The sequence below is a fragment of the Syntrophaceticus schinkii genome (genome assembly GCF_000946815.1).
Classification (GTDB): Bacteria; Bacillota; DSM-12270; order Thermacetogeniales; family Thermacetogeniaceae; genus Syntrophaceticus; species Syntrophaceticus schinkii.
Window position 1 is genome coordinate 1 of the sequence record NZ_CDRZ01000023.1, and the last position, 8,823, is coordinate 8,823.

Sequence of the window (8,823 nt, forward strand, 5' to 3'; positions counted from 1 at the left end):
ATCCTAATGCCTCGTTGAGATTGGCGTTGGCATCTGCATCAACTGCTAGAATTGGATTGTGGCAAAAGAAGGCCCGTGTAAAATGTCTACGTGTCTGTTCTTGGCTATCCCCTCTACCATGGGAACATAGAGGTCTTCATCAACTGTAATACATAGAGAAGCTTCTAGCAATGGTGGATGAGGATCTTCTGGGTTTCGTTTCTTCAAGACAACTTCGTCTTCTCCGGTACCAAGTGTTATTTCGCTGGGAGCATATCTTAAGGAAGCCTCAAGTTCTTCTTCGGAAACTTTAATGATGCGTTCTGTATCCCTGCAGTAAATTCCAAGTTCAAGGGCCAGTTCATAACCTGCCTTAAAAAAGGTATCTGCCAGGTCATCATCGCAGTTGATCGGATTGTCTGTTACACATGTCTTTTCTAATCCGTATTTTTTCAGCTTATCTTTAACTGCTCTCGGCAGTACTTTATTGTCCCAGTCAAATTCTGAACAATACGGACCATGATCTGTCTTTTCTAAAGTGTTGATTAGTGTCATCATTGATTTCATCTTCGGCACCTCCTCTTAATTAGTTTTTAAATCGCCAAGAATTACCGGCTTCTCAAATGGCGGTTTCTTCCCACTGGATAGCAGTTGCTTGCATATTTCACGAGCATCCACAGCACTTCTACCATAAGCATCTGCTCCAATTTCAACTGCAAATTCCGGTGTTACTGGTCCGCCTCCTACAATAACGTAGTACTTGTCCCTGAGATTCTTTTCTTTTAAAATACGTATTAAATCTTCCATGAAGGGTAATGATGTAGACAACAATGAAGACATGGCGATAATTTTGGCATCTACTTCTTCTGCTTTTTGGATAAAGTCTTTTACCTTAACATCAACCCCAATATCGTGTACCTGCATCCCTGCTGTTGCCATCAATACTGATACAAGGTTCTTGCCGATATCATGCATATCACCAAAACAGGTACCTAATACAACATTGGCAACACTATCTTCTCCACCGCCACCTGTTTCTTTTAACTTCTCAATAATTAAGCCTACTGAGCCCTTCATTGCATCTGCTGCAAGTGTTAAATCGGGAAGAAAGATCTCAAAGTCGTTAAACCGCTGACCCACGATATCCATTGCTTTGGAGCCAGCCTCTTGGATCAGAACCTGTGGGTCTATGTTGCTTTCCAGCGCCTTTTTAGTTATCGCTTCAGCTTCTTCTCGGTCACCGTTGATTATTGCTTCTCGCAGTTCTTCAACATAATCTTTCATATTCTCCACCTCCAAATGTTTTTTAGTAATTCAATCTCTTTTCTCCTTAATGCTTATGGCAACTGCGCGCTTTTTGCCGTTCATTAGGAGCAACCTTAGGCCTTACTGGTTCTTGGCTATAGTTTTCTTCATAATAGATACCCCTTCCTTTGGGCTGTAAACCAATCTTAGATACCTATTCTTTAGGCTATAGACTAAACTCCGGCATCCTGGCTTACCTCAATCGAAAAGTTGCCTTACTTATAAAAAAAGGACCTGAACAGGTCCTTTTCATCTCTTGAAGATCAACAACGCATTTTTCTTGCTTATTCTTCTTTCTCCTTAAGCAAAGATAGTATTTTTTCAGGGGATGCCGGCATATCGGTTATTCTTACCCCAACTGCATCATAAATAGCGTTAATTATTGCAGGAGCTGTTGGAATAATTGCCCCTTCACCAATACCTTTGGCACCATATGGCCCGTTCGGATCTTCATCTTCGACTATATAACATGAAATCTCAGGTGCATCCAATGCTGTAGGAATTGAGTAATCTGCCAACCCTTTATTCAGCATGACCCCATCTTTCATAATAATGTTTTCTGTTAAAGCATACCCCATCCCCTGAGCACATGAACCTTCTATTTGACCTTCTACTGTTTGGGGATTGAGCGCTTTTCCAACATCGTGAGCCGCAGCTATACGTAAAACACTCACTACCCCTGTTTCTGTATCAACTTCTACTTCTGCCATTTGGGTTGCATAGATATAGGTCACATAAGCATGTCCTTGGTTTGTTTCCGGGTCAACATCTGGCATAGTAATTTCATACCATCCAAGTCCAATAAAGCGTTTCCCTTTCTGGTGAAGAAGCTTAGCCGCTTCATTTACTTCCATGGCTTTTTCATTATTGGTTATTTTGCCATCTTGTACATATAATTCACCTGCGTCGACCTGCAATTCTGCTGCTGCTGTAGAAATTAATTTGTTTTTTAACCTCTTGAGCTGCCTGTTTTACAGCATTACCAGATACAAATGCCTGCCTGCTGGCAGTTGTAGGCCCCGCATCGGGGGTAACACTGGTATCCGCCGTTATAATCCTGACACTTTCATAATCAATACCTAACTCTTCGGCTGCAATTTGAGCAAGTATAGTACTGGAACCCTGGCCAATTTCCGCACAACCGGTAAGTAAAGTGATTGTCCCGTCTTCACCAATTTCTATGTATGCAGCAGCATGATCCGGGCGATTAAAGCCATATCCAATCCCATAAAGGTTCGAGGCTATTCCAATACCACGTTTTTTCGTCATACTTTCTCACCCCTTTCCTGTAACCAATTTTCGTATACTTCTTCTATCTTGCTTATGGTTGCTCCGATCCCTATGCTATGTTCTAATTTCTGGCTTGTTGCAGTAAGGGAGCCGACCTGAAAACAATTCAATTTTCTTATTTCAAATGGAGAAATACCGATTTTCGTAGCCAATTGATCCATTTGGGATTCATGTATAAAAGCCGCTTCAGGCACACCAAACCCACGAAAACTCCCTGAAAGGCAGTTGTTAGTATATACAGTATAAGTATCAACTTTAATGTTTGGAATTTCATAGGGACCTGCCAGGTGTATACCAGCCTTTTTGACAACAAACATACCCAAAGCTGCATAAGGCCCAGTATCCCCATAGACACTAGCTTCCATGAAGGTCAATTTGCCATTCCTGGTAATTCCAGTTTCGCATTCAACTAAAAACCTGTGTCGTTTATAAGAGGTTTTAAAAGATTCTTCTCTAGTATATACAAATTTAACCGGTCTCTTGGTCGCCAATGCTAATAAACTAGCATGAACTTCGCCGTTCATATCATCTTTTGCCCCGAAGCCGCCACCTGTAACCGCTTGAATTACTCTGACTTTGCTAACATCAATACCCAGGGCGGCAGCGATTTGTCTCCTATCTCGAAAAGCATATTGTGTTGATGTATACACGGTAAGGTTGCCATGGATATCTACCTCTGCCAGTGTTGTTTCCGGTTCCAAATATGCATGCTCAACCCATTGAGTAGTGTATCTATCTTTTACTGTTACATAAGACTCTGCTCTGCCCTTTTCTATATTACCTTTTCTAAGCTTAGTATGCTGAAGAAGATTTCCCTGCTCATGAACATGCGGAGCACCAGGAGCTAATGCCTTTTCTATATTGTCTATTACTGGCAGTACTTCATATTCCACTTCAATTTTATTTAAAGCTTCTTCTGCTATTTCTTCTGTATCTGCAGCAACCGCAGCTACTGGATCACCAATATAACGAACCTTTTTTTCTACCAACACTTCCTGGTCCTGGACTGCAAGACCATAGCGATTAGTACCTTTTTTTAATGTCTGCTGCGGTCAATACTGCCCGCACACCAGGTATAGCTAAGGCTTTGGATTTATCGATACTCTTAATTAGAGCATGAGGATATTTACTCCGAAATATTTTCCCCACCAACATATTCTCTCTATCAATATCTCCGGCATACACCGCTTTTCCCAGCACTTTCTCCAAGGCGTCTACTCTTTTTTTAGGTTTACCCACAACACGCAAGGAGCTCATTCGGTTCCCTCCTCTTGTTGAGTGTCTTGAAGCATACACTTACTGGCTGAATGAACAGCCTTGAATATCTTCTTGTATCCTGTACAGCGGCACAAATTACCTGAAAGCGCAGTCTTAATTTCTTCGTCATTCGGTTGAGGATTAGCATCAAGCAGTGCCTTTGATGCCAAAATCATACCAGGTGTACAATAACCACACTGCACTGCCCCTTCATCAATAAATGCCTGCTGCAGGGGATGCAGTTTTTCGGCAGTTCCAAGCCCTTCAATGGTTAAAACCTCTTTCCCCTCAACCTGTACGGCAAGAACTAAACATGAGTTTACGGGAGCATTATCTACCAGAACGGTACACGCCCCACAATCACCTTCTCCGCATCCTTCCTTTGTGCCTTTGAGTTTTAATACATCACGTATCATTTTTAGCAGTGTCCAATCCTCATTAACAGATACTTCAACCTTTTCTCCGTTTATAGTAAAGCTAATTTTCCTAGTCGCCATCACACTGCCCCCCTACATGATGTATTGCTATTTGGCATTACACTCTTCAGTGCTCGTGCTAACAGCACTTGACTGGCAGAATCACGGTATTCAGAAGAGGCCCGAAGATCGCTAATAGGCTTAATGTCCTTGGTTAACATCTCTCTTGCCATCCTAATTGTTTCATCAGTTAAAGTTTTACCTAATAAATAATCCTCTGTATTACTGGCTCTCACTGCAGTGGGAGCAACAGAACCTAAAGCAATTGCAACTTTAGTTACCTCATTCTGACTGGAGAAGCTTATTTGTAAGGCCAAGGATACTATTGCAATTGCCAAAGCATTTCTCTGTCCCAACTTATAGAAAACACTTCTGTCATCTTCCAAGCAATCAAAACGAATCTCAGTTATTAACTCCTCGGGCTTCCTATCAGTCTTCCCGGGACCTAAATGAAAATCTTTTAGATATATTTCCCTTTTCCCACCTATTGAGGCCAGCACAAGTTTAGCATCAAGCGCTAACAAGGGTACTACCACATCAGCAGCAGGTGATGCGCTTTGTATATTACCGCCGACAGTGCCCCTATTTCTAATAGCAGGAGCACCTACCATTGCTGCTGCCTGAGATAACATTTGTAAAGGAAAAGACTTAAATAAAGGATGGCCGTGTAATTGAGTATGTGTAACTAATGAGCCGATTGTTATTTTAGAACCATTTGATTCGATTTTTTTAAGTTCATCCAGTTTAGTTAGATCAAGAAGCTTGTGTAGGTTTTACTTTTTGTCGTTTTACATCAACTAACATGTTCGTCCCGCCAGCTATCGGGTGAATTAGCTGTTTAAACTTATCTAGATAATACAGCGCTTCATCGATATTAGCAGGAGATATAACATCGAATCCCATCTTCAAACCTCCCTATATTTATTATTATCTATGTTAGGTACAACCAGACACCAAGTGCCTGGTTGTACCCACATAGTCCATCCACCACGTAATAGTAACTAGTTATATGGCATTCTTTTCAGCTAGAGCCTTGTCAAGATATCCAATAAACTCTTCTGCCTTTTCGGTTGGTGGTTGTGTTAACAAGCTAACCACTACAAAAACAACAGTGGATAAAACAAGTGTCCATATGCCAGCCCCGAGTCCCAAAAAGGTTACCCCGGCGTACTGCATGTACAGACTCAAACAAGCCCCCAGTACAATACTGGATATTGCTCCCGCAGCGGTACCGCGTTTCCAGAAGAAAGCACCAAAAATAGTTGGAACCGTTACCAACAGACCCGCTGAACTTGCTACAGAAAGAACCCCGATCAAATCAAGCTTTAAACTTGCGAACAACATAAAAGCAACTGCCAAAATAATAATACATACTTGGCCTAGTATCAATTGACTGCGCTCACTCACATTAGAAACCAGATTGCTATAGATATCTTTTGATACAAGCGATGATAAGCATAGCAAAATAGAATCAATAGTAGATATACAAGCAGCAACAATCCCCACCATCAGCAGCACCGCCACCCATGTTGGCACCATAGGCATTGACAACAGTGTCGGAGTTGCCATGTCGGGGTTCTGTAAAGGTGGAACTAATATTTTTGCAGAGAAGCCCCAAAGTACTGCAGCCATTGTATAGATTGCACCAAAAGCCAGAAAAGCTTTAAGCATAGTCTGCATGCTTTTCATATTCTTGTTTATATACAGTCGTTGGGTAACATGTGGAGTGGCAAGACTGAAAAAGAACCATGGTAGAGACATTGATAAAAAAGTACCAAATGTGAAATAGCCAGGACCAGGAACAGTCATATATGCTGCCAGGTCTTTCTCTAAAGTTGCAAACATGTTAACATATCCACCAAGACCATTATTAACAACAGCAAAAAGACAAAGCAAAGTGGCCACAAGCATAAGAATCGCCATTAAGGTATCCGTCCAAGCAACCGAACGCATTCCTGCAATTAATGCCCAAAAAACAGCTAATACAGTAGCAAATATCACACCGGTCATAAAGGCTATGCTGCCACCAGTAAGCCCTTCCATCAGATAGCCGACACCCATCAACTGAACTGCAGCATATGGAACCAAAAATAATAGGGCTACTATTGCTGAAATTATGGCTATATGCTTGCTCTTAAATCGATCCGCAAGCATTTCATATGGAGTAATGTAACCATACTTTTTACCTGCCAACCAGATGCGAGGGCCAAAGAATACAACCAGCAGCATGCCAGAAAGGTAAAGGAGTTCAAAACCTAATGCACCTACTCCACCTTTGTAAACAAGACCAGCCAACCCAATAGTCATAAATGCGCTGTACGAAGTAGCACTGTATGTACCAGCCGCTATAAGCCCGCTGACACCGCGATTGGCAAGGAAGTACTCAGTTAGTCCTTCTCCCATTCCTCTTCTAGAAATTAAGGCTATAATCGTCCCAATAGCTATGTAAACAACTAGGACTACCCATATAGTGGTTGCATTCATTTTTAATCCCTCCAATCCTTTATAATAGTTAATATACAAACAACAACAGCAGCTATGTAGACCCACCAGAATAGAAAAGCTCCATATACTTTAGGGACATTGGTTAACATAGTATATGGAACTATATAAGCAAGACACACAAGAACAAGAAAAATTAAAGCCCACTTATTCCGTGATTTTTTTAGTTTTTCGATTAAGGCATTATCAATTGGGGTTACCGATTTGTTACTTTCATATTTATATGCCATCTTAACTGGACCTCCCTTTTTTTAGTGAAGCCATTAAAAATGTGCATATTCGGGATTTTCGGAATGCAACCACTGGAATAAAGCTGAATTTAAACAATCAGCCCTGGCAGTAGTAGAGAAGAAGCAACAATTTTATCTATTTCACCTAGCATGATCGGATACTATAATAGTTGCTGCATATCTTTTTATTTTACCCCCTTCCCCCGCTCTATGCTACTAAAAAAAAACTAGCTTTTTACATGCCAGTATAGTTTATTAAAACACTTCTAAAGCACTCTCCAAAGCAACTTGGTTGCTGGTTATAACCGGAACACCAAGTTCCTCCTGTAAATCCTTATATACTTCCATAGCTCTGAAGTTTGTACAGGATAAAAACACACCATCAATTGCAAGTCCTTTAACCTTCTCCATCGTAAACTGGTGTATTTCTTCCGGTTCCACCATCCCAATTGAATGGTTATGATCTATCCCTAGACCGTGAATAGCTACTACCTCGACCCCATCATCCTCCAGGCTAGCCTTGATTCGTTGATTTAATGCTTCAATATACGGTGTAATCACTGCAATTTTTTTCAGTTTTAGTCTTTCTGTCGCTTTCCTTGCGCTGGCAATCACACTAACACTCGGACATTTAGCAACATCTGTTATACGTTTGCATAATTCGGCATCATAAGCATTACCGCGTAGGGCACCTGCAGAAGTACATCCAAAAACTACCGCATCCGGTACCACAGTGGCCAGATCACTTAATGCTTTTGGAAAATGCACATCTAACATCTCTTCTTCTCCAGCTACAGTGGTATCATAAAGATACATCCGGGCGACATGAAGTGTAATATTTTTCGGTAAGTTGCGGTAAAAGTCAACTTCCATCACACTGTTGGAAGAAGGGACAATTAAACCAATCCTTTTACTGCTTGACAAAACATATCACCTCTATTTATTTGTGCTATAATGTTGTTGGTTTGTTTATGTACATGGTGCGCGGTCTCTGGTGCTGTTCTTGCTCACCAGAGACCGGCAACATGTAATTAGTTAATTTACCAGGAGCTAGCAGGATTTAAAGGAATACCTAAATCTATGCACTCCTGCTTGACTTTGTTGTAGATATCCTGATACTCTTTCGTAGGAGTAAATGTTGAAAAGTCAAAGCATTCTCTGTTGGATTTGCCTTTAGGTGGATCGTAAAGCCTGTCTTCATACTTGGGAATTAACACATTGGCAATCTCGTTTGCTTTCTTTCTTGTCATTCCAGCACAGGCTTTGAAGACTTCTCCACACCACCAGCACTCAACTGGGGTAATGTGGTTCGGGTATTTCCCTGCGGCAGATCTCGGCTGAATCGATGATTCTGCACCTGATACGCAGTGGTTCATCAACCCTACTGCAGCCTGGTACAGGAATTCTTCTGTACAGGGACCTGCGTTCTCGTTTACGATCTTGGAGCGCATCAGGTTGGTATTTCTGCTGACAGCCTGGATAGATACACTGTTTGCCCACAGGGCATTCCTACCGATGTTTCCGAAGTACCGTGTATCATAGATGTACGAACCTGTATAGTGAGCTCCAAGTACAGCCGGTATCAGTAAATCGGAGGCGATGTTGGTCAAGACAGCGCCTTCTGTTGGGCCAGCGTAGCCTCCGATAAATGAACTACAGGCAACCCGCAAGTATAAACCGTAGTTTATCCCCTGCACTACTCTGTGAATATTGCCGTATGTGGTCTTTAATTCTGGCGGGTTGAGAGAAATTGCTATGTTATTGCCCTCGCTTAATGCAGGCAA

Annotated in this window: 13 protein-coding genes; all 13 read right to left on the reverse strand. The window is 41.7% G+C overall.

Annotated elements, in window-relative coordinates; genetic code table 11:
• Positions 1-45: 45 nt before the first annotated feature.
• Positions 46-546 (reverse strand): monomethylamine:corrinoid methyltransferase, encoded by a 501-nt coding sequence (locus tag SSCH_RS01975; RefSeq protein WP_044664008.1) that lies wholly within the window; start codon positions 544-546, stop codon positions 46-48.
• Between the two features lie 15 nt (positions 547-561).
• Entirely contained in the window at positions 562-1,263 is a 702-nt protein-coding gene (locus SSCH_RS01980; RefSeq protein ID WP_044664009.1) for a corrinoid protein, read from the reverse strand.
• A 305-nt stretch (positions 1,264-1,568) separates the two neighbouring features.
• A complete protein-coding gene (locus SSCH_RS17200; protein ID WP_052835200.1) occupies positions 1,569-2,201 on the reverse strand; it encodes a xanthine dehydrogenase family protein molybdopterin-binding subunit in 633 nt (210 codons plus the stop codon).
• A complete protein-coding gene (locus SSCH_RS18690) occupies positions 2,182-2,553 on the reverse strand; it encodes a molybdopterin cofactor-binding domain-containing protein (protein ID WP_052835201.1) in 372 nt (123 codons plus the stop codon). The genes SSCH_RS17200 and SSCH_RS18690 overlap by 20 nt, the downstream gene beginning before the upstream one ends.
• Positions 2,550-3,563 carry a xanthine dehydrogenase family protein molybdopterin-binding subunit gene (locus tag SSCH_RS01990; RefSeq protein WP_052835202.1) on the reverse strand — a complete coding sequence of 338 codons (1,014 nt, stop codon included), beginning with the start codon at positions 3,561-3,563 and terminating at the stop codon, positions 2,550-2,552. Before SSCH_RS01990 ends, SSCH_RS18690 begins: the two co-directional genes overlap by 4 nt.
• Before the next feature lie 34 nt (positions 3,564-3,597).
• Entirely contained in the window at positions 3,598-3,831 is a 234-nt protein-coding gene (locus tag SSCH_RS16050) for a hypothetical protein (RefSeq protein WP_052835203.1), read from the reverse strand.
• Positions 3,828-4,328, reverse strand: a complete 501-nt coding sequence (locus SSCH_RS01995; protein WP_044664010.1) for a (2Fe-2S)-binding protein — start codon at positions 4,326-4,328, stop codon at positions 3,828-3,830. The genes SSCH_RS16050 and SSCH_RS01995 overlap by 4 nt, the downstream gene beginning before the upstream one ends.
• Positions 4,328-5,050 (reverse strand): FAD binding domain-containing protein, encoded by a 723-nt coding sequence (locus tag SSCH_RS20685; RefSeq protein WP_332306882.1) that lies wholly within the window; start codon positions 5,048-5,050, stop codon positions 4,328-4,330. Before SSCH_RS20685 ends, SSCH_RS01995 begins: the two co-directional genes overlap by 1 nt.
• A 10-nt stretch (positions 5,051-5,060) precedes the next feature.
• Complete coding sequence (locus tag SSCH_RS20690; RefSeq protein ID WP_156972034.1) at positions 5,061-5,210, reverse strand: FAD binding domain-containing protein; 150 nt, start codon at positions 5,208-5,210, stop codon at positions 5,061-5,063.
• A 102-nt stretch (positions 5,211-5,312) separates the two neighbouring features.
• Positions 5,313-6,806, reverse strand: a complete 1,494-nt coding sequence (locus SSCH_RS02005; protein WP_198142096.1) for a sodium:solute symporter family protein — start codon at positions 6,804-6,806, stop codon at positions 5,313-5,315.
• A complete protein-coding gene (locus SSCH_RS02010) occupies positions 6,794-7,039 on the reverse strand; it encodes a hypothetical protein (RefSeq protein ID WP_198142097.1) in 246 nt (81 codons plus the stop codon). Before SSCH_RS02010 ends, SSCH_RS02005 begins: the two co-directional genes overlap by 13 nt.
• Before the next feature lie 255 nt (positions 7,040-7,294).
• Positions 7,295-7,963 carry a maleate cis-trans isomerase family protein gene (locus tag SSCH_RS02015; protein WP_044664013.1) on the reverse strand — a complete coding sequence of 223 codons (669 nt, stop codon included), beginning with the start codon at positions 7,961-7,963 and terminating at the stop codon, positions 7,295-7,297.
• A gap of 116 nt (positions 7,964-8,079) precedes the next feature.
• The coding region (locus SSCH_RS02020; RefSeq protein WP_198142098.1) for a monomethylamine:corrinoid methyltransferase at positions 8,080-8,823 on the reverse strand (744 nt) is incomplete at its 5' end.